The 19353-nt window shown below is 70.5% G+C and carries 18 protein-coding genes; 11 read left to right on the plus strand and 7 right to left on the minus strand.

Annotation, left to right across the window (positions count from 1 at the left end; translation table 11 throughout):
- Positions 1 to 18: 18 nt before the first annotated feature.
- Entirely contained in the window at positions 19 to 693 is a 675-nt protein-coding gene (locus QF027_RS06350; protein WP_307073223.1) for a polysaccharide lyase family 7 protein, read from the plus strand.
- Positions 694 to 796: 103 nt separating this feature from the next.
- On the opposite strand, the gene QF027_RS06355 is transcribed toward QF027_RS06350, so the two are convergent.
- Positions 797 to 1225, minus strand: coding sequence for a YjbQ family protein (locus QF027_RS06355; protein ID WP_306985142.1), 429 nt, complete (start codon positions 1223 to 1225; stop codon positions 797 to 799).
- 122 nt (positions 1226 to 1347) lie between these two features.
- On the opposite strand from QF027_RS06355, the gene QF027_RS49530 reads away from it, so the two are divergent.
- From QF027_RS49530 to QF027_RS06375, 5 genes are all read left to right on the plus strand, one after another.
- Positions 1348 to 1431 carry a putative leader peptide gene (locus QF027_RS49530; protein ID WP_350495123.1) on the plus strand — a complete coding sequence of 28 codons (84 nt, stop codon included), beginning with the start codon at positions 1348 to 1350 and terminating at the stop codon, positions 1429 to 1431.
- Positions 1432 to 1555: 124 nt separating this feature from the next.
- Positions 1556 to 2455: an ABC transporter permease gene (locus QF027_RS06360; RefSeq protein ID WP_306985140.1), complete on the plus strand. Its 900-nt coding sequence runs from the start codon at positions 1556 to 1558 to the stop codon at positions 2453 to 2455.
- Positions 2428 to 3255 (plus strand): ABC transporter ATP-binding protein, encoded by an 828-nt coding sequence (locus tag QF027_RS06365; RefSeq protein WP_307073225.1) that lies wholly within the window; start codon positions 2428 to 2430, stop codon positions 3253 to 3255. The genes QF027_RS06360 and QF027_RS06365 overlap by 28 nt, the downstream gene beginning before the upstream one ends.
- Positions 3256 to 3297: 42 nt before the next feature.
- Positions 3298 to 4323, plus strand: a complete 1026-nt coding sequence (locus QF027_RS06370) for an ABC transporter substrate-binding protein (protein WP_307073227.1) — start codon at positions 3298 to 3300, stop codon at positions 4321 to 4323.
- A 73-nt stretch (positions 4324 to 4396) separates the two neighbouring features.
- A complete protein-coding gene (locus QF027_RS06375) occupies positions 4397 to 5482 on the plus strand; it encodes an NAD(P)-binding domain-containing protein (protein ID WP_306985135.1) in 1086 nt (361 codons plus the stop codon).
- Between the two features lie 13 nt (positions 5483 to 5495).
- On the opposite strand, the gene mltG is transcribed toward QF027_RS06375, so the two are convergent.
- Together mltG and QF027_RS06385 are read right to left on the minus strand one after the other, a co-directional pair.
- A complete protein-coding gene (gene mltG, locus QF027_RS06380; RefSeq protein WP_307073229.1) occupies positions 5496 to 6344 on the minus strand; it encodes an endolytic transglycosylase MltG in 849 nt (282 codons plus the stop codon).
- Between the two features lie 62 nt (positions 6345 to 6406).
- Positions 6407 to 8245, minus strand: a complete 1839-nt coding sequence (locus QF027_RS06385; RefSeq protein WP_306985132.1) for an ABC transporter ATP-binding protein — start codon at positions 8243 to 8245, stop codon at positions 6407 to 6409.
- Between the two features lie 94 nt (positions 8246 to 8339).
- Here QF027_RS06385 and QF027_RS06390 point away from each other — a divergent pair, with 94 nt between their 5' ends.
- Entirely contained in the window at positions 8340 to 8777 is a 438-nt protein-coding gene (locus tag QF027_RS06390; protein ID WP_306985130.1) for a MarR family winged helix-turn-helix transcriptional regulator, read from the plus strand.
- Positions 8778 to 8835: 58 nt separating this feature from the next.
- Here QF027_RS06390 and QF027_RS06395 read toward each other — a convergent pair whose 3' ends face one another.
- The 3 genes from QF027_RS06395 to QF027_RS06405 form a co-directional block, all read right to left on the minus strand.
- Complete coding sequence (locus QF027_RS06395) at positions 8836 to 10194, minus strand: cation:dicarboxylate symporter family transporter (protein ID WP_307073231.1); 1359 nt, start codon at positions 10192 to 10194, stop codon at positions 8836 to 8838.
- 169 nt (positions 10195 to 10363) lie between these two features.
- Entirely contained in the window at positions 10364 to 11983 is a 1620-nt protein-coding gene (locus QF027_RS06400; protein WP_307073233.1) for a peptide-N4-asparagine amidase, read from the minus strand.
- Positions 11984 to 12039: 56 nt separating this feature from the next.
- A complete protein-coding gene (locus QF027_RS06405) occupies positions 12040 to 12765 on the minus strand; it encodes a L,D-transpeptidase family protein (RefSeq protein WP_307073235.1) in 726 nt (241 codons plus the stop codon).
- Between the two features lie 179 nt (positions 12766 to 12944).
- Between QF027_RS06405 and QF027_RS06410 the strand changes: the two genes are divergently transcribed.
- From QF027_RS06410 to QF027_RS06425, 4 genes are all read left to right on the plus strand, one after another.
- A complete protein-coding gene (locus QF027_RS06410) occupies positions 12945 to 14783 on the plus strand; it encodes an ABC transporter transmembrane domain-containing protein (protein WP_307073237.1) in 1839 nt (612 codons plus the stop codon).
- A complete protein-coding gene (locus QF027_RS06415; RefSeq protein WP_307073240.1) occupies positions 14780 to 16561 on the plus strand; it encodes an ABC transporter ATP-binding protein in 1782 nt (593 codons plus the stop codon). Before QF027_RS06410 ends, QF027_RS06415 begins: the two co-directional genes overlap by 4 nt.
- A 1084-nt stretch (positions 16562 to 17645) precedes the next feature.
- Complete coding sequence (locus tag QF027_RS06420; protein WP_306985117.1) at positions 17646 to 18116, plus strand: DUF5709 domain-containing protein; 471 nt, start codon at positions 17646 to 17648, stop codon at positions 18114 to 18116.
- 78 nt (positions 18117 to 18194) lie between these two features.
- A complete protein-coding gene (locus tag QF027_RS06425) occupies positions 18195 to 18455 on the plus strand; it encodes a type B 50S ribosomal protein L31 (RefSeq protein WP_062051008.1) in 261 nt (86 codons plus the stop codon).
- A gap of 23 nt (positions 18456 to 18478) precedes the next feature.
- Here the strand turns inward: QF027_RS06425 and QF027_RS06430 are convergent, their stop codons facing one another.
- The gene (locus QF027_RS06430) at positions 18479 to 19273 is read right to left on the minus strand and encodes a metal-dependent hydrolase (RefSeq protein ID WP_307073242.1); all 795 of its coding nucleotides are present in this window, start codon (positions 19271 to 19273) and stop codon (positions 18479 to 18481) included.
- Between the last annotated feature and the right edge of the window lie 80 nt (positions 19274 to 19353).

Here is a 19353-nt window from a genome sequence, read left to right on the forward strand (position 1 = left end):
CAACGGAAAGGACACCCGATGAACAGGAGATCCGTCTTACGGACAGCGGCCGGACTACTGGCCGGCGCGCCCGCACTCGCCCTCCCCGGGCCCGCGGGCGCGGCGGTGGCCGCCGACCCGACCGACGGCTGGAGGCAGACGTCGTTCACCTACAGCTGGCAGAAGCCCTGGAACCTCGACCTGAGCAAGCGTCACAGCTACAGCGGCGGAGTCCACCGGATGTGGGTGTACGCCACCGACGAGCCCTTCGAGGAGGGCAGCTCCACCGATCCGCGCACCGAGATGCGCTGGAAGGTCGACTACACCACCGGCGATCGCATGTGGGACGCCGACGTCTATCTCCCTTCCGGCTCGGACGGCGCCTCCTTCGTCCAGATCCTGCGGAGCGTCCACCCCTCCGGGACTCCGGCCACCGACATCATGCTCAACGTCTACGACACGGGCGGGGGCACCGTCCGCCGCTACGACGGCACGGCCCTCAAGACCGGGGCCTACGACACCTGGTTCAACGTGAAGATCGCCCACCAGGCGAGCACGGGGACGGGCACGGTCAAGGTCTACTTCGACGACGCCCTCGTCCTGTCGGTCGCCGACCGGGGCCCGGCCACCCGCTACTTCAAGAACGGCGTCTACAACCACGGCTCGGGGCGAGCGGAGGCCCGGTTCCGCAACATCCGGTACTGGACGCGGTGATCGCGACGAGCTGACAGAGCTGACAGAGCTGACAGAGCTGACAGAGCTGACAGAGCTGACCGACAACTGCCCGGTGCGTCACATCGCACCGGGCAGTTGCGCATCAGGAACCGGCAAGGAAAGTGAGGCGCACCTTGCGTTGAGGATTGTCCCTGTTGGTGTCCACCAGGCACACCGACTGCCAAGTCCCCAGCTCCAGCTGCCCGTTCACCACCGGCAGCGTCGCATGGGGCGGGACGATCGCCGGGAGGACGTGGTCGCGGCCGTGGCCGGGGCTGCCGTGGCGGTGCTGCCAGCGGTCGTCGGCGGGGAGAAGGGTATGGAGGGCGGTGAGGAGGTCGTTGTCACTGCCGGCACCGGTCTCGATGAGCGCGACGCCGGCTGTTGCGTGGGGGATGAAGACGTTGAGGAGGCCGTCACGGCCTGCGGCGACCTCCCTCAGGAAGGCCTCGCAGTCGCCGGTGAGGTCGACGATCCGCTCCGACGAACCGGAGGCGACGTTCAGGACTCGGGTGGTGAAAGCGTCTGCCATGCCCCCATCCTCACCCCTGAGGCCGGATTCACTCGTCATTCCTGGACCATCCTGCGATACGGCGGGTCCAGTCCGCGAGACGCCATTGACCGTGGACACGCCGAATGGCTAGCTTCGGCCCCATGTTGCGTTCAGTCCTGCTCACCACGCGCGGTCACATCGACCTGCTGCGGGTGGCCTCCGCCGCGTGTCGCCGCGGCTGCTGACGCCCTTCTTCCCACTTTTCCCGCACCCTCGCTCCGCCCACCGGCGCGCATGCTGATCCGTGCTGTGCTCAGGCGGCGTCGAGGCGTGCTCCTCTCCGGTCGCTCTCCCCCTCCGTGGAGCATCATGAGCATCAGCCACGCCCCGCCAGGTTCCCCCGAAACCGACATTCCGGAAACCTCCCACCCGGACGCCGCCGAGCCCACTGCCCCCGACCCCGTTCCCGACCTCGAACCCATCGTCCCCGCCTCCTCCCGCCGCACCCGCGTCCCCCGCTGGCTGCGCCGCACCACCGGTCCGGTACTGCTGCTGGCGCTGTGGCAACTCCTCAGCAGCACCGGCGTGTTGACCGCCGACGTCCTGGCCTCCCCCGGCCGTATCGCCCAGGTCGCGGGTGATCTGATCTCCGACGGTTCGCTGACCTCGGCGATGACGACCTCGTTGCAGCGGGTGGCGGGCGGCCTGCTCCTCGGCGCCCTCATCGGCACCGGGCTCGCCCTTGTCTCAGGTCTGTTCCGGATCGGCGAGGACATCGTGGACGCTCCGGTGCAGATGCTGCGGACCGTGCCGTTCGTCGGTCTGATCCCGCTGTTCATCATCTGGTTCGGTATCGGCGAGGCCCCGAAGATCGCCATCATCACGCTCGGCGTGACCTTTCCGCTCTATCTCAACGTCTACGCGGGCATCCGTGGCGTGGACGCCCAGCTGATCGAGGCCGGGGAGTCCCTCGGTCTCTCGCGGTGGGGACTCGTACGGCATGTCATCCTGCCCGGCGCGCTGCCCGGCGCCATGACCGGTCTGCGCTACTCGCTCGGCATCTCCTGGCTCGCGCTCGTCTTCGCCGAGCAGGTCAACGCGGACTCCGGCATCGGCTTCCTGATGGTGCAGGCGCGGGATTTCCTGCGCACCGACGTCATCGTGGTCTGCCTGATCGTCTACGCCTTCCTCGGCCTGCTGGCCGACTTCATCGTCCGCTCCCTCGAAAGGCTGCTGCTGCAATGGCGACCGACGTTCACCGGCCGGTGAACCACCAGGTGACCGAGGACTCCACAGCCGAGGGAGCCACGGGCGCAACGGAACCCGAGCCCGAGGCCTCCAAGGCCGAGGCACCCCGCCCCGGGCAGGCCGTGCGCGTCGAAGGGCTGACCCGCTCCTTCGACGGCCGCGCCGTCATCGACGACCTCCGACTCGACGTCCGCGCAGGCGAGTTCGTGGCCCTGCTGGGCCGCAGCGGCTGCGGCAAGTCCACCCTGCTGCGTATCCTCGCCGGACTCGACCGGGACATCGAGGGCACCGTCCTGGTCCCGCGCCGCAAGGCGGTCGCCTTCCAGGCGCCCCGGCTGATGCCGTGGAAGAAGGTGTGGCGCAACGTCCTGCTCGGCCTGCCGGGCAAACCCGCACGCGCCGTCGCCGACCAGGCCCTGGGGGAGGTCGGCCTGAGCCACCGCACGGACGCCTGGCCCAAGACCCTCTCCGGCGGCGAGGCCCAACGCGCCTCGCTGGCAAGGGCGTTGGTGCGCGAGCCCGATCTCCTGCTGCTGGACGAGCCGTTCGGCGCGCTCGACGCCCTCACCCGGATCAAGGCCCAGCGTCTGGTCGGGGAGTTGTGGCAGCGGCGCGGCTGCGCGGTGCTGCTCGTGACCCACGACGTCGAGGAGGCCGTCCTGCTCGCCGACCGTGTCCTCGTGATGGACGAGGGCGTCATCGCGCACGAGCAGGCAATCGACCTCGACCGGCCCCGCGACATCACCGATCCCCGGTTCGCGGAGATCCGCGGGCAGCTCCTGGAGCGCCTGGGCGTCGACACCGCAGCCGAAGCCGCCTGAACTCCCCTACCCACAACCTGAGTTCCACAGAACGGATCCACCATGCGACGACGTCTCGCTCCCGCCGCACTGCTCCTTCCCTTCGCCCTTCTGCTCACCGCCTGCGGCGGAAACGCGTCCGCCGGCGCAGGCACCGACACCGACGGCAAGGGCTCCCTCACCCTCAACGTCGGCGACCAGAAGGGTGGTTCGGCGGCGATCCTGCGCGCCGCCGGGGAGCTCGACAACCTCGACTACAAGATCAAGTGGTCGACCTTCACCTCCGGCCCGCCCCTTCTGGAGGCCGTCAACGCCAAGGCCGTCGACATCGGCGGCGTCGGCAACACACCGCCGGTGTTCGCGGCCGGCGCCGACTCGAAGATCACGGTGGTGGCGGCCTGGCACGGTACGTCCAAGGGGGACGCCATCCTCGTACCGAACGACTCCGAGCTGACCGGTCCGGCGCAGCTGAAGGGCAAGTCCATCGCCGTGGCGCAGGGCTCGTCCGCCAACTACCAACTCGTCGCCTCCCTCCGGAAGGCCGGGCTCGGCCTGGGTGATGTGAAGGTCAAGTACCTCCAGCCGGCCGACGCCCTGGCCGCGTTCACCTCCGGCAAGGTCGACGCCTGGGCGGTGTGGGACCCGTACACCTCGCAGATCCTCCAGGCGAAGCAGGGGCGCGTGCTGACCACCGGGGACGGCATCACCAACGGTCTGACCTTCCAGGTGGCGGCGCCGAGCGCGTTGAAGGACAAGAAGAAGGTCGCCGCGATCAACGACTACCTGGAGCGGCTGCGACGCGCCTACAAGTGGGTCTACTCACACGAGCCGGAGTGGGCGAAGGTCTGGGCGAAGGAGACGGGGCTGCCCGAGGACGTGGCGCTGGCCGCGGTGAAGCGCACCTACACCACCCGGGTCGCGGTGGCGGTGGACCAGCGGCTCATCGCCTCCGAACAGGAGATCGCGGACACCTTCACCGGCCTGAAGCTCATCCCCCGCAAGGTCGACTTCGGCGACTTCACGGACGGCCGGTTCAATGGCGACCTCCCGCCGTCCACCACCACGCCCCGCCCCTCGGAGACGGACTGACACGGCCGGCCGACGTCGCCGGCCCCTGCGGGCGCACGGGAAGATCCAGGGCCTCCATACCGTTGGTAGAAAGGTGAACAACTTCCGCGAGGTCGAGGTAGTCGTCATAGGCGCTGGTCAGGCAGGTCTGTCCAGCGCCTATCACCTGCGCCGCACCGGTTTCGAGCCGGACCGCGACTTCGTGGTGCTGGACCACTCCCCCGCCCCTGGCGGCGCCTGGCAGTTCCGGTGGCCCTCGCTGACGTACGGCAAGGTCCACGGCATGCACGCGCTGCCGGGGATGGAACTCACGGACGCCGATCCGGAGCGGCCGTCGTCGGAGGTGATCGCCGAGTACTTCGCGGCGTACGAGCGCACTTTCGACCTTCGGGTACGGCGGCCCGTCAACGTGACAGCCGTCCGTGCCGAACGCGAGGGCGACGACGGGCGGCTGCTCGTCGAGACCTCGGACGGGACCTGGTCGACACGGGCGCTGATCAACGCCACCGGCACCTGGGACCGGCCGTTCTGGCCGCGTTATCCCGGTCAGGAGACCTTCCGGGGGCGGCAGTTGCACACCGCGCAGTACCCGGGGCCCGAGGCGTTCGCGGGGCTGCGGGTGGTCGTGGTGGGTGGCGGTGCCTCCGGTACCCAGCACCTCATGGAGCTCGCCCCGTACGCGGCCGCCACCACGTGGGTGACCAGGCGTGAGCCCGTCTTCCGCGAGGGCCCCTTCAGCGAGGACGTCGGCCGGGAGGCCGTGGCGCTCGTCGAGGAGCGGGTACGGCAGGGGCTGCCGCCGAAGAGCGTGGTGTCGGTGACCGGGCTTCCGCTCAACGACGCGATCCGGCAGGCGATCACGGACGGGGTCCTGGACCGGCAGCCCATGTTCGACCGGATCACGCCCGAGGGCGTGGAGTGGAACGACGGGCGGCATCTGGAGGCCGATGTGATCCTGTGGGCGACCGGGTTCCGGGCCGCCATCGATCACCTGGCTCCGCTGAAGCTGCGCGAGCCGGGTGGCGGGATCCGGGTCGAGGGCACGCGCGCGGTCGCCGACCCGCGTGTCCATCTCGTCGGCTACGGCCCGTCGGCGAGCACCATCGGCGCCAACCGCGCGGGCCGTGCGGCCGTGCGCGACATCAGACGGCTGCTGACGACGGAACTCGTCGCTGTCTGACGTTCCGTCACCGTCACCCCGCCTTGGCCGACTTCTGCTGGTTCTTGTTGAACTCGGTCACGTTGCGCCGGTGTTCCTCGAAGCTGTTCGTGAAGCGGGTGTCCCCCGGCTTCACCGTCACGAAGTACAGCCAGTCCCCCGGGGGTGGGCTGATCGCCGCGCGCATCGCGTCCTCACCCGGGTTGTCGATCGGAGTCGGCGGCAGACCCATGCGCTGGTACGAGTTGTAGGGGCTGTCGATCCGGAGGTCGGCGCTGGTCGTCCTCAGCGTGGAGCGGTTCAGCGCGTAGTTGATGGTGGAGTCCATCTGCAACGGCATCCCGCGCTCCAGGCGGTTGAAGATGACCCTGGCCACCTTCCCCATGTCGGCCTTGGTCGCGGCCTCGGCCTGGATGATGCTCGCGATGGTGACGGCCTGGTAGACGTTCACCGCGTTGCGCTGGGCGCCGGCCGCGACGGGGGCACCTTTGAACCTCTGGTTCGCGGTGTCGACCATGGACGACAGCAGCGCCTCGGGCGTCGTCTTCTTCCCGTCGCGCTCCAGCGGATACGTCGCCGGGAAGAGGTAGCCCTCAGGATTGCCCTCCGCCTCGTTGGGCAGCTCGAGGTTCACTTTGGCCAGGGACTTCTTGGCGGTGCCCGGAGGCTGGGCGAGGGCCTTGTCCACGGCGTCGTAGATCTGCCCGGCCCGCCAGCCCTCCGGGATCACCAGCGTGGTGGGCTCCTTGCCCCCCTCGCTCTCCAGGCTCAGCAGCGGTACCGCCACGGCGGTGCCTGCCACGACGGCTCCGGTCGCGATGAGGACGAGTCGGCCCCGGCGCGTCAGTCGAATCGCGCTCCGTGGCGGAGTGTTCCTGTGCATGCGGGCACGGTAACCCGCATATCGTCATAAACCAGGCATATCTTCGGCTTGTCGGATTCGGTTCAGCTGGTCGGTTCCAGCTGCGCGTCTCCGTGGGCGGGGTCCAATCGGGCGTCCCGGCGTACGAGCTCCGCGTACCGACCGTCCTGTTCCAGCAGTTCCTCGTGCGTACCGCGTTCAGCCACCCGGCCGGAGTCGAGGACCACGATCTGGTCGGCGTCGCGGATGGTGGACAGGCGGTGCGCGATGGTGAGCGTGGTGCGGTTGGCCGAGAGCGTGTCGATGGCCTCCTGCACGGCGTGCTCGGTCCGGGTGTCCAGCGCGCTGGTCGCCTCGTCCAGGATGAGGACGGGCGGGTCTCGCAGAATGGTCCGGGCGATCGCCAGGCGCTGCTTCTCACCGCCGGAGAACCGGTGGCCGCGCTCGCCGACGACCGTGTCGTACCCGTCCGGCAGCGAGGCGATGTGCTCGTGGATCTGGGCCGCCCGCGCCGCCTGCTCGATCTCCTCGTCGGTCGCGTCCGGCTTGGCGAACCGGAGGTTGTCGGCGACCGAGGCGTGGAAGAGGTACGTCTCCTGGGAGACGACCCCGATGCCGCGCGCGAGGGTGTCGAAGTCGAGGTCGCGGACGTCGACCCCGTCGAGGGTGACCCGGCCGCCCGTCACGTCGTAGAGCCGCGGGACGAGATAACCGAGCGTGGACTTGCCGGCGCCGGTCGGGCCGACGACCGCGAGACTGCTGCCCGCGGGGACGTCGATGTCGATGCCGCCGAGGATGGGGCCGCGCTGGTCGTCGTCGCTGTCGTATCGGAACTCCACGCCCTCCAGGCGGACCTCGCCCTTGACGCGGTCGAGGTGGACCGGGTCCTCCCGCTCGGTGATGTCGATCGGCAGGTCGAGGTACTCGAAGATGCGCTGGAAGAGCGCGAGCGAGGTCTGGATCTGGACACCGGTCGACAGGAGGCTCACGGCCGGACGGAACAGACCCTGCTGGAGCGAGACGAAGGCGACGATGGTGCCGATGGAGATGTCCGGGCCGCCCGTCTGGAGGGCGAAGCCCGCGGTCCAGTAGATGATGGCGGGCATCGCGGACATGACGATCCCGATGACGGCCATGCGCCAGCGGCCGGCCATGTTCGACCGCACTTCGAGGTCGACCAGACCCTCGGACTCGTCGGCGAAGGACCGGGTGAGCGAGTCGGAGCGGCCCATGGTGCGGCCGAGCAGGATGCCGCTGACGGAGAGCGACTCGGTGACGGTCGCGGCCATCGCGGCCATCTGCTTCTGGCGCTGAGTGACGATCTTCTTGCGTTCCTTGCCGACCCGGCGGCTGATCCACACGAACACCGGGAGCAGCAGCAGCGAGACCACGGTCAGGCGCCAGTCGAGGGCGATCATCGCGACGATCGTGGCGATGACGCTGGTCAGGTTGGAGACCAGGGACGTGGCGGTCGAGGTGACGGTGGCCTGCATGCCGCCGATGTCGTTGGCGATGCGCGACTGCACCTCGCCGGTGCGGGTGCGCGTGAAGAACGCGAGCGACATGCGCTGCAGTCGGCCGTAGACCGCGGTGCGCAGGTCGTGCATGACGCGCTGGCCGACCGTCGTGGAGATCAGGGTCTGCAGCACGCCGAAGATGCCGGTGAGGACGGCGCTGAGGATCATGCCCAGCGCGAGCAGGCTGAGTAGCCCGGTGCGGCCCTCGGGGATGGCCACGTCCAGCGTTTCCTTCAGCAGGAACGGGGTGGCCACGGTGACGAGGGAGGAGGCGCCGACCAGCAGGCCGACCACGGCGAGCTTGGCGCGGTAGGGCTTGAAGAGCCGGAGGATGCGGCGCACCTGACGGGGTTGGTCGGTCGAGGTGCCCGGGGTGGGGGTCCAGTCGATGTGATCGCGGGGCATGGTCTCCTACGGAGGGTGAGGTGGTGAGGACCAGCGGAGCCTAGCTCATTGTTACCTATGCTCACAATGAACTTGATCCTGATATTGTTCCCGCATGAACACGCCCGATTCCGACAGCCTGCTCGCCGAGCAGTTGCTCAGGCTCACGCGCCGGGTGCACCGCATCCAGAAGCGCCAGCTTCATGAGCGCGGTCTCGGCGTGACTCCGGCCCAGTCCCGGCTGCTGCGCACCCTCGCGCACTGGGAGACGCCACCCCGCATGGCCGATCTCGCGGAGCGGCTGGAGGTGGTGCCGCGCGCGGTGACCACGCTCGTCGACGGGCTGGAAGCGAGCGGCAAGGTGCGCCGGGTGCCCGATCCGGCCAATCGCCGGGTGATCCGCATCGAGCTGACCGACGACGGGGTGAAGGTTCTTCATGAACTGCACGCCGTACGCAGGGCGGCCGCGGAGGAGATCCTCGCCCCTTTGTCGGGCGAACAGCGTGAGGTGCTGGGCCGGTTGCTGGACACATTGGCGGACGGACAGTGCTGAACGGGGCGTGGCCACCACTCCGGCAGAGTGGTGGCCACGCCCCGTTCAGGGACCAGCGTCAACCGACCTCGGACACAGGCTCTTTGGGAGAGTCCGCCAGTACGGGCTCATCCTCCACGGCGGGCACGGTCTCGCCGCCCAGCACCTTCTTCGCCCGGTCGATGTCCAGCGCCCCCTCCCAGCGGGAGACCGCGAAGACGGCGACGCAGTTGCCGAGCAGGTTCGTCACGACGCGCATCGAGTCCATGATGCGGTCCACGCCGAGGAGCAGGGCGACGGCCCCGGCGGGGATGGCACCCAGCGAGGACGCCGTGGCGGACAGGGCGAGGAAGGCCGAGCCGGGGATGCCCGCCATGCCCTTGCTGGTCAGCATGAGCACCAGGACCACGGTGATCTGCTGGCTCAGGCTGAGGTCGACGCCCACCGCCTGGGCGATGAACAGCGTGCCGATGGAGAGGTAGAGCGAGGCACCGTCGAGGTTGAAGGAGTAGCCGGTGGGCAGCACCAGGCCCACCGCGTCGTCGCGGGCGCCGGCCTTGCGCAGCTTCTGCATCACGCGCGGCATGACGGACTCGGTGGACGCGGTGCCGAGCGCGAGGAGCATCTCCTCGCGGATGTAGCGCAGGAACTTCCAGAGGCTGAGACCGGTGACCGCCTTGAGCGCGACGGCGAGCAGCACGATGAACAGGGCGGCGGCCGCGTAACACAGGACGATCAGCTTGGCGTAGGTCTCGATGACGCCGAGGCCGTACTGTCCGATCAGGACGGCCATCGCGCCGAACACCGCGATCGGCGCGAGGCGCATCACGAAGCCCACGACCGCGAAGATGACCTCCTGGGCCTGCTCGATGGCGGGCAGCACCTGCGGGACCTTGGTGTGGCCGAGGTGCAGCAGCGCGGCGCCGACCAGACAGGCCAGGATGAGCACCTGGAGCAGGGAGTTCTCGGCGAAGGCGCCGATGAAACTGGTGGGCAGCGCGTTGACGATGAACTCGGTCGTCGAGGGAAGGTGCCCGCCGCCCGTCTTGGCGTCGACGGCGGCGGTGTTGAGCGTGGCCGGGTCGACGTGCATCCCCGAGCCGGGCTGGACCACATTGGCGGCGACCAGACCGATGATCAGCGCGAGCGTGCTCGCGACCTCGAACCAGATCAGCGCCTTGAGCCCGATCCGGCCGAACGCCTTCAGATCACCGGCCTTGGCGATGCCGACCACGACCACGCAGAACACGAGCGGCGAGATGATCGTCTTGATGAGCCGGGTGAAACCGTCGCCGAGCGGCTGGAGGTCCGAGGCGAAGCCGGGCCACAGCTTTCCGACGAGGATGCCGAGCACGAGCGCGCAGGCGACCTGCGCGAAGAGAGAGGTACGCAGTATGCGTGCGACGCGTCGCGGCAGGGACGGGACGGACGGCGGCACGGGCACTCCTTGAGCGACGGGGGACGCGCAGAAGCCCGGGGGAGACTTCTGCGATACGGAAAGTGGTTTCCGTGACGATCACTTTGGAGGGGCCGTTGATCACGCGCAAGACCGTCGCGTTTCAGCCGCGTAAATCACGCCGCCTGTGACGCATCGCACACAACTCGCCTCAGCAGCCGCCGCGTTCCCCGGTCAGCACCCCCTGGACAGTGGTGAGAGAACGGTCGTAGCAGCCGGCCGAACCGCGGATCCGGTAGTGCTCGCTCGTCGTGCCGACCGCGTGCCGCTGGTCGCGCGGGACGTTGATCGTGTACGTGGCGTCGCCCGCGTAGGTGTCGTCGAGCCGAGACCACGCCGTGCCGTGGCCCGCTCGGGTCACCGTGACCTCGGCACGGTCACCGAGGGTCAGCACGGTGCGCAGCCGGTCACCCGCGCCGATGGTGGTCGTGCCGTCCATCGTGTACGTGCGGCGGGCGCGGGTGGTGCGGGCCGGTCCGCGACCGTCGACGGTGACCCACTCGTCGTCCGTCCAGGTCGCCTTGAGCGCGTCGGGGTTCTCGCCGTCGCCCCAGCGGTGGGTGGACGTGTTCGCCAGCGAGCTGCGGACGGTGGTCGTGACGCGGCCGTGCGAGGTGTCGACATATCCGGCGACGGTGAGCCGGTGGTCACCCTCGGTGTCCACGCGGTGTTCCGAACCGGCTGCGTAGGTCGAGGAGTTGGCGAGGTCGCCGTTCGCATGCGTGGTGAGCTTCCCGGTGACATGCGCGCTCTTGGCGTCCTGCCAGACGAGGACGTTCACGGGGGTGCTCCAGCCCGGCTGCCCCTCGGGGACGCCGACGACCGCGACCTCCACGCGGTGCGGGCGTCCGTCGTTGAGGATCCCGGCGAACGGGGTCAGGTCGTATTCGATCGGCTTGATGTCGAAGGCACGGGGGCCCGGGACGACGTACCAGAGGAAGGGATTGGACCAGCCACCCGTCCACACGGTCGGGAACGGAGCGGCGATCCCCGCGAGTCGGCCGTCGACCTTGATCTGCACCTCACGGTAGGGGCCGTTGTCGGCCTGACAGGAGTACGGCGCTTCGGACGGCACCGTCAGGTACCAGTACTCCTCGCAGCCGCCGCCCGAACCGGTGGCGTAGACCTCGGCGAGGATGCGCTCGCTGTTGCGCGGGGTGGTGAGGGTGTTGTCGTCGAGGGTCAGCACCCGGTCCGGTGCCGTGTCCTGTCGCCCCTCGTAGAACGTGAGCGTGACCTTCACGTCGATGATCCCGGTGTACGTGTCGTCGACGACGTTTCCGATGAGCATCTCGACGTCTCGACCGGTGCGAAGGGTGTCGCTGTAGCGCGTGACGTCCTTCTCGACCGCCCACTGGACACCGTCGGGCGAGGGCTGCGGTGTGGACGTACGGAAGACCTCGACCCCGCCGATGTGCAGATACCCGAGCCGGTCGAACTGCCGTCCCCTGACCCTGCCGTCCATGCGCAGCACGACCTTGCTCCAGCGGTCGCCGCAGCCCTCGGGAGGGGTGTAGGTGCCGGTGTACGGGGTGAAATCGCGGAACTGCGCTTCGGCGACCGTGACGTGGCAGGACCTGCCCGAAGGTCTGCTGACGGGTGGTGCCGCGGTGATGGGGTCGTGCCAGTCGGTGCCGAACTCGGCGGGGATATCGGCGGATTGGGCCACCGCGGAAGGAACCTCCACGGGCTGGGCGGGAGTCGCCCCCAGCAGCGTGCTCGCCAGGAGAGTGGCCCCGGCGAGCATGGACATGACGATCCGTCTCTTCATGGCCGTGTTCTACGGCGTGTGGGGCATCCCCGGCAATGCCGCCTCCCGCGGCGACCTCAGGCCTTCAGGTCCGCCCTGTCCCCCATCACCACCACGGGATGCAGATCCGGGTCGAGCGTGCGCAGCAGATACCGCATCGCCGCCCTGGACACGCTGACACAGGCGGACGTACCACTGCCGTGGTCCATGTGCAGCCAGATGCCGCCGCCCCTGGCGTAACCCTGGGGACGGGCCTGGTTGTTGGGCGGCGTGCCCTCGATCCGGTTGTAGTCGACGGCGATGACGTAGTCGAAGTCGTGCCAGTAGGACCGGGGCCACCAGCGTGGGGCCGCGATGGCGGCGGATCGCGTGTACGGCAGCCGGGCCCCGGGGTCCGGAAGCGCACCGCCCGCGTCACTGAGCGTGAACACGCCGACGGGGCTGCGTTTGTCGCCCTCGTGGTGGTCGGTGGTCCAGCCCTTCTTGCCGTTGTGTGCGGGCCGGCCTCGGACGCGGTCCCAGATGGAACCGTGCTTGGTGTAGAGCACGACGGTGGCATCCGCGGAGTCCTTGCCGTCGCCGTAGACCGCGACGACCTGGCGGGACGCGGCGGGGATGCGGCGCTGGAGGCGGTCGCCGACGCCGGGGATGCGGGTCGGTTCGTCCGCGGGCTTGTCGGCGGCCTTGGTGTGCGGGTTGCCGGTGCCTGCCGGGCCTTGGCCGCCGCACCCTCCCAGGGGGATCAGCAGCGCTCCCAGGAGCGTCGTCGTCACCACGGCACGTCGTGCGTCTCCGCCTCGCATCGCTCCATGGTCGCACCGCGGGCCGGGGAAAACCGATTCCGCGAGCGCAGCCGGTTCTCTACCGCGCGGCGGAAAACCTGTTGCCTTTGACCACGCTCTGCCGCGACCCTTTCACGGTTTGCAGCCGCCGTGTGCGGCTCCCTCCCACCCCCTGACACGAGCCACTGGACGTCACCGTCATGCAGATCCAAGACCTTCCGTATCCCGACCCGGGTGTGCCCGACGCGCGCTCGGGCTCCCGGTTCCTGTGGTGGCTCTTCAGGAACCAACTGGGCGGACAGCTCAAGTCACTTGCCTGGGGACTGCTGCACTTCCTCTCCATCTCCGTGCTGCCCTTCTGCGTCGGTGTGGCCGTCCAGGCGGTCGTCGACCACTCGGGCCGCCGACTCGCCCTCGCGGGCGGCCTGCTGGTGCTGTGCTGCGTCGGCAGCGCGCTCGGCGACACCTTCCTGCACCGCAGCGCCGTCACCAACTGGATCACGGCCGCCGCGCGCGTCCAGCAGTTGCTGGCCCACAAGGCCGCCAACCTGGGCTCGGCGCTGACCCGGCGGGTCGCGGCCGGCGAGGTCGTGGCCGTCTCCACCGGCGACGTCGAGAAGATCGGCTGGTTCGTGGAGGCCTGGTCACGGTTCACCGCGGCGGCGGTCACCATCGTCGTGGTCTGCGCCGCAATGGTCGTCTACCAGCCGCAACTCGGCGTGGTCGTCGCCGTGGGCCTGCCGGTCCTGGCCCTCGCGGCGCTGCCGCTGCTGCCCCGCGCGACCCGACGCGCCGACGTCCAGCGCGAGAAGGCCGGCCGCGCCACCGAGCTGGCCTCCGACACCGTCGCCGGGCTGCGGGTGCTGCGCGGCATCGGCGGCGAGGAACTCTTCCTCGACCGCTACCGCAGGGCCTCCCAGGAGGTCCGCCACGCGGCCGTGCGCAGCGCCCGGATGTGGTCCCTGATCGCCGCGATCCAGGTACTGCTGCCGGGACTGCTGCTGATCGCGGTCGTCTGGTACGGCGTCCACCTGGCCCGTCAGGGCCGCGTCGAGATCGGTGAACTGGTCGCCGTCTACAGCTCGGTCATGATCCTGTCCTATCCGCTGCGCCACTTCGAGGAGATCGCCATGGCGTACTCCTTCTCCCGGCCCTCGGCCACGCGGGCCGCCCGGGTGCTGTCGCTGGAGCGGGCCACGTCCGCCGAAGGCTCGCGGGACAGGAACAGGGACGGGGACGGGGAGGGGGAGGGGAACGGCCTGCCGGCCGGGGATCTGTACGACCCGGCCACCGGTCTGCTCGCCCCCTCCGGCCGGCTCACCGCGGTGGTGTGCGGCGACCCGGATGCGGCGGGGCTGCTGGCCGAGCGCCTCGGCGGGCACCCCTCGGAAGAGGGCACGTCGGTGCTGCTGGGCGGGGTGCCGCTGGACGAGTTGCCGCTCGGTTCGGCGCGCACGGCGGTCCTGGTCCAGGACAAGGACCCGGTCCTGCTCTCGGGTACCCTGCGCGAACTGCTCGACGTGCCCGCCTCGGGTGCCGTCGGCGCCGGGGAGGCGCTCACGGCAGCGCAGTGCGCGGACGTACTGGCCGCCCTGGTCCAGGGGTCCTTGGGCGCCGAGGACCCGATGGACGCGCGCATCACCGAGCGCGGGCGGTCCCTGTCGGGCGGCCAGCGCCAGCGGCTCGCCCTGGCCCGGTCCCTGTTCACCGATCCGGAGGTGCTCGTCCTGGACGAGCCGACCTCCGCCGTCGACTCGCACACCGAGGCACGGATCGCGCAGGGGGTGCGGGACCTGCGGGCCGGGCGCACGACCGTGGTGTTCACCTCCTCGCCGCTGCTCCTGGACCACGCCGACCGTGTGGTGCTGGTGCACGAGGGCGAGGTCGCGGCGGTCGGCGTGCACCGCGAACTGGTGCACAAGGAACCGCGGTACCGGGCGGTCGTCACCCGCGAGACGGACGAAGAGGCCGCCCTCGACGACGTACTGAACGAAGTCGACGTATTGAACGAACTGGAAGAGATCGAGGAGACAGCATGATCGGCGTGGCGCCACCGGCCTACGACCCGGCGGCACCGACGACGGCGAACACCCTGCCCGTCGGAGCCACCGCGACCGTACGCGCCTACGTGGCCGAACTGTTCCACCGGCACCGCCGCGCCTTCGCGCTCCTCGTCGGCGTCAACACGGTCTCGGTCGTGGCCTCCATGGTCGGGCCCTGGCTGCTCGGTGACCTCGTCGAGCGGGTGTCGGACGGGGCGAAGGAACTCCATCTGGAGCTGACAGCCGGGCTGTTCGTGATCGCGCTGATCATCCAGGCCGTGTTCGTACGGGAGGTGCGGCTGCGCGGTTCGATGCTCGGCGAGCGCATGCTGGCCGACCTGCGCGAGGATTTCCTCGTACGGTCGGTCGGCCTGCCGCCGGGCGTTCTGGAGCGGGCCGGGACCGGTGACCTGCTGTCCCGGATCACGACCGACATCGACCGGCTCGGCAACGCGATGCGCGAGGCCGTGCCACAGCTGGCGATCGGCGTGGTGTGGGCGGCCCTGCTGCTCGGCGGGCTGGTCGTCACCGCGCCGCCGCTGGCCGCCGCCGTGCTGCTCGCCCTGCCGGTGCTGGTGGTCGGCTGCCGCTGGTACTTCAAGCGGGCGCCGTCCGCCTACCGCTCGGAGGCCGCCGGGTACGCCGCCGTGGCCGCCGCTCTCGCGGAGACCGTGGACGCCGGACGCACCGTCGAGGCGCACCGGCTGAGCGCGCGCCGCATCGAGCTGTCGGAACAGCGGATCAAGGAGTGGACCGCCTGGGAGCGCTACACCCTGTGGCTGCGGTCGGTGCTCTTCCCGTGCATCAACGTCAGCCACGTGATGATCCTTTCGTCGGTGCTGATGGTCGGTGGGGTGTTCGTCCTTCAGGGCTGGATCGGGGTCGGCCAGCTGACGACGGGCGCGCTGATCGCGCAGATGCTCGTCGACCCGGTCGGGCTGATCCTGCGCTGGTACGACGAGCTGCAGGTGGCCCAGGTGTCGCTGGCCCGGCTGGTCGGGGTCCGGGACATCGAGCCTGCCAGTGGAGACGCCGGGCTCGCTCCCGACGGGCGGGACGTGCACGCGGACCAGGTGCACTTCGGCTACGTGGAGGGCGTGGACGTCCTGCGCAAGGTGTCCCTGGAGGTCGCCCCCGGCACGAGGCTGGCGCTGGTCGGTCCCTCGGGTGCCGGCAAGTCCACGCTGGGCCGTCTCCTGGCCGGGATCTATGCGCCCCGGGACGGCCGGATCACCCTCGGCGGCGCCGAACTGTCCCGGATGCCCGCCGAACGCGTCCGCGAGCACGTGGCCCTCGTCAACCAGGAGCACCATGTCTTCGTGGGCTCCCTGCGCGACAACCTCCTGCTCGCCCGGACGGACGCCACGGACGCAGAGCTCTGGGCGGCCCTCGGCGCGGTGGACGCGGACGGATGGGCGGCTGCGCTCGACGACGGTCTGGACACCGAGGTCGGCTCGGGCGGACTGACCGTCACCCCGGCCCAGGCCCAGCAGGTCGCGCTGGCCCGGCTGGTACTGGCCGACCCGCACACCCTGGTCCTGGACGAGGCGACGTCGTTGTTGGACCCCCGGGCCGCACGCCACCTCGAACGTTCCCTCGCCCGCGTCCTCGACGGCCGCACCGTGGTCGCCATCGCCCACCGCCTGCACACCGCCCACGACGCGGACGTCATCGCCGTCGTCGAGAACGGCCGCATCACCGAACTGGGCAGCCATGACGAACTCGTCGCGGCGGACGGGGCGTATGCGGCGCTGTGGAGGTCGTGGCACGGGTGAGGGGTGAGGGGGGGTGACTGGGCGGATGAGCATGGGTGAGGGTTAGGGGGTGGGTGGACTGGGCGGATGAGCACGGGTACGGGGTAGGGGGGCGGACTGGGCGGATGAGCACGGGTACGGGGGTGCAGGTGCCTGGCAGTGTGAGTGGCGAGGGTGCCCGGCGTGCCGGGGACGCCGGGATGGCGGGGTTCCGGACGTTCTGGGAGCTGGTGGAGGTGTCGACTGGGTGGGAGGTCGGCTGGGACGCCGAGCCTCCGGGCCCTTGGGCTCTGAGGCCCAGGACCCCGGCGGCTGGGCGGGGACGGCGGGGACAGCGAGGTTGGCGGGGAAGCTGAGCCTTGGGGGCCTGGGGCTCTGTGTCCCAGAACCCCAGGGCCCCAGGGACCCTGGCGGCTGGCGGCTGGCGGCTGGCGGCTGGCGGCTGGCGGCTGGCGGCTGGCGGCTGGCGGCTGGCGGCTGGCGGCTGGCGGCTGGCGGCTGGCGGCTGGCGGCTGGCGCAGTCTTGCGGGCCCGCTGTGAGGTCGGCAAGGCGGGCGGGCCTGGCCAGTCGTCCTGCGGCCGCACCCAGAACCCTGGCCCCTCCATCGGCCGACCCAGCCCATACCCTCCCACTGCGCACACCCCCCTGGCCCCACCGCCGACCAGTCCAGCCCGCACCCCGACCCACTCAACCGGCCACCCCAGCGCACACCCCCGGCCCCTCTGACGACCGGTCCGACCCACACCCCGGCCTCCTCCAACAACTGGCGCAACCCGTACCCCGCCCGCAGCGCACACACCGGCCCCTCCAACGACCGGCCCGACCCACACCCCCTCTCCGACCACCGGCCCAACCCGGACCCCGCCCCCCTCCGACCACCGGCCCAACCCGGACCCCGCCCCCTCCGACCACCGCTCCAGCCAGCGCAGCACCCCGTGCCGTTGCGCCGTCCCGAATGGGAGTGGAAGGCTGGACAGCAGCACCGGCTCAGGGAGCGCGCGCGGACGGCATGGTTCGACGGCGGGCGCGGCAAGTGCCCCGTGAGTCCGTGGTCCGCCCCAGGCCGCGGGAGGACCGGGCCCGTCCCTTCACCTGGAGGTACCCGTGGACAGCTCCGACGGATGGGGAGACGACGTCTACCAGCCCGACGGCTCCGAGATCCAGGACGACGCGGGTCTGCTCGACGCGGAGGACACCCTGGAGGACGACGGGGTCGGCGATCCCCTTGACCGCGGCTGGTCCCCGCCGGAGAGACCGTGGGCGGTGGAGCACAGCGGTGTGACGGCCGCGGAGCGCAGGCGGGGCGAGACGCTGGACCAACGGCTCGCGGAGGAGACGCCCGACCTCGCACCGGCCGGCGGTGACGGCATCGGTGACTACGACGGCTCCGACGGCGAGCTCCTGGACAACGAGGTCGGCGCGATGCGCTCCGGCCGCCTCGTGGCCCCCGACGAAGGGGCCCACGAGGACGAGGAGAGCGCGCTGATCGCCACGGACGTGGGCATCGACGGCGCCGCGGCGTCCGCGGAGGAGGCCGCGATGCACATCGTCGACGAGGAGCCCCTGTCCGGCTGACCGCCGTGGCCGACCGACCCGTCCCGCACCGCCCACCGCACCGTCCACGCCCCATCCCGCCCCGCAGAAGGAGCAGCCATGCAGCAGGACAAGCAGCCCGACTACCACCCGGTCGTCTTCCGTGACCGCTCCGCCGGCTACGCGTTCCTGACCCGGTCCACCGCCACCAGCGACCGGACCATCGAGTGGGACGACGGCGAGACCTACCCGGTGGTGGACGTGGAGATCTCCTCCGAGAGCCACCCCTTCTACACCGGCAAGGCGCGGACGGTGGACTCCGAGGGACGTGTGGCCGCCTTCGAGCGGCGGTACGGAGGCGGGACCGGTCAGGGCAGCTGACGGCGGAATCCGGCGCCCCGGCCTCAGATGAAGTTGAGCGCCGCGGCGCAGCCCACTCCCCCGAGGAGCATGAACACCGGCATCAGCACCTTCAGCTCGACCCAGCTGCCCGCCCGGAACCGCATGACCTTCGGCGGGCCGATCGGGTACCAGCGCTTGCGGCCCACCGGGATCGGCCACAGGACCGGGCAGCCAGAGACCGTCAGCGCGTCCCCGATGTCGTGCACGAGCGCGCCCAGCACGACCGGCAGCCCCAGCCACAGGTACGCCTGGCCCGGCTGCGTGAACAGCCAGTCCGAGCCGTTGCCCGGCTTGTCCAGAACGCCCGCGATGATCCACGCGCTGGTCGCGGCCAGCAGCCAGACCAGGACGTCGGCGCTGGAGCCCCGGGTCGCACGCCACAGCAGGCCCTCGATGGCCAGCACCATGTGCACGAAAAGGATCGCCAGCACCGCCCAGCGGCCGCCAGTGATCGCCGCCACCGAGCAGCCCGCACCGATCAGCACGGCCCACAGCCAGGTGTGGGTGAGCGTGCGGTGTCCGCCGGAGCGACGCGGGTCGCCCTGCTTCTTGGTGGCCTTGTAGACGGCGTACGAGAGTTTGTCGACGATCTCGCACAGGGCCCGCGATACCGGCCCGAAGGCCCGCGAGATGGTGGCCGCCTTGTGGTCGAGGTCGGGAGCGAGCGCGGCGCCCGCGCAGATCAGGGCTCCAGCCAGCAGTACGGGCCATGGCATGGTGTGCCCCGTGGCGGCGGCCGCCGCTCCTACGCCCAGCCAGGCCGCGGCGCCCGACAGCGAGTGTGCTGGTCCCATCATCGGCGTTGCCCGCCCCATTCCTCGTGTGCCACTGTCCAGTTGACCGGCTGCGCTGACGCCCCGTCGGCGACACAGCGTAC

The sequence above is a fragment of the Streptomyces canus genome (assembly GCF_030816965.1).
Lineage (GTDB): Bacteria > Actinomycetota > Actinomycetes > Streptomycetales > Streptomycetaceae > Streptomyces > Streptomyces canus_E.

Bases quoted from the DNA above. Each gene is read 5' to 3' on its own strand.
- QF027_RS06350 (WP_307073223.1), top strand. From the start codon at position 19: ATGAACAGGAGATCCGTCTTACGGACAGCGGCCGGACTACTGGCCGGC.
- QF027_RS06355 (WP_306985142.1), bottom strand. From the start codon at position 1,225: ATGGCAGACGCTTTCACCACCCGAGTCCTGAACGTCGCCTCCGGTTCG.
- QF027_RS49530 (WP_350495123.1), top strand. From the start codon at position 1,348: ATGTTGCGTTCAGTCCTGCTCACCACGCGCGGTCACATCGACCTGCTG.
- QF027_RS06360 (WP_306985140.1), top strand. From the start codon at position 1,556: ATGAGCATCAGCCACGCCCCGCCAGGTTCCCCCGAAACCGACATTCCG.
- QF027_RS06365 (WP_307073225.1), top strand. From the start codon at position 2,428: ATGGCGACCGACGTTCACCGGCCGGTGAACCACCAGGTGACCGAGGAC.
- QF027_RS06370 (WP_307073227.1), top strand. From the start codon at position 3,298: ATGCGACGACGTCTCGCTCCCGCCGCACTGCTCCTTCCCTTCGCCCTT.
- mltG (WP_307073229.1), bottom strand. From the start codon at position 6,344: ATGCACAGGAACACTCCGCCACGGAGCGCGATTCGACTGACGCGCCGG.
- QF027_RS06385 (WP_306985132.1), bottom strand. From the start codon at position 8,245: ATGCCCCGCGATCACATCGACTGGACCCCCACCCCGGGCACCTCGACC.
- QF027_RS06390 (WP_306985130.1), top strand. From the start codon at position 8,340: ATGAACACGCCCGATTCCGACAGCCTGCTCGCCGAGCAGTTGCTCAGG.
- QF027_RS06400 (WP_307073233.1), bottom strand. From the start codon at position 11,983: ATGAAGAGACGGATCGTCATGTCCATGCTCGCCGGGGCCACTCTCCTG.
- QF027_RS06405 (WP_307073235.1), bottom strand. From the start codon at position 12,765: ATGCGAGGCGGAGACGCACGACGTGCCGTGGTGACGACGACGCTCCTG.
- QF027_RS06410 (WP_307073237.1), top strand. From the start codon at position 12,945: ATGCAGATCCAAGACCTTCCGTATCCCGACCCGGGTGTGCCCGACGCG.
- QF027_RS06415 (WP_307073240.1), top strand. From the start codon at position 14,780: ATGATCGGCGTGGCGCCACCGGCCTACGACCCGGCGGCACCGACGACG.
- QF027_RS06425 (WP_062051008.1), top strand. From the start codon at position 18,195: ATGCAGCAGGACAAGCAGCCCGACTACCACCCGGTCGTCTTCCGTGAC.
- QF027_RS06430 (WP_307073242.1), bottom strand. From the start codon at position 19,273: ATGATGGGACCAGCACACTCGCTGTCGGGCGCCGCGGCCTGGCTGGGC.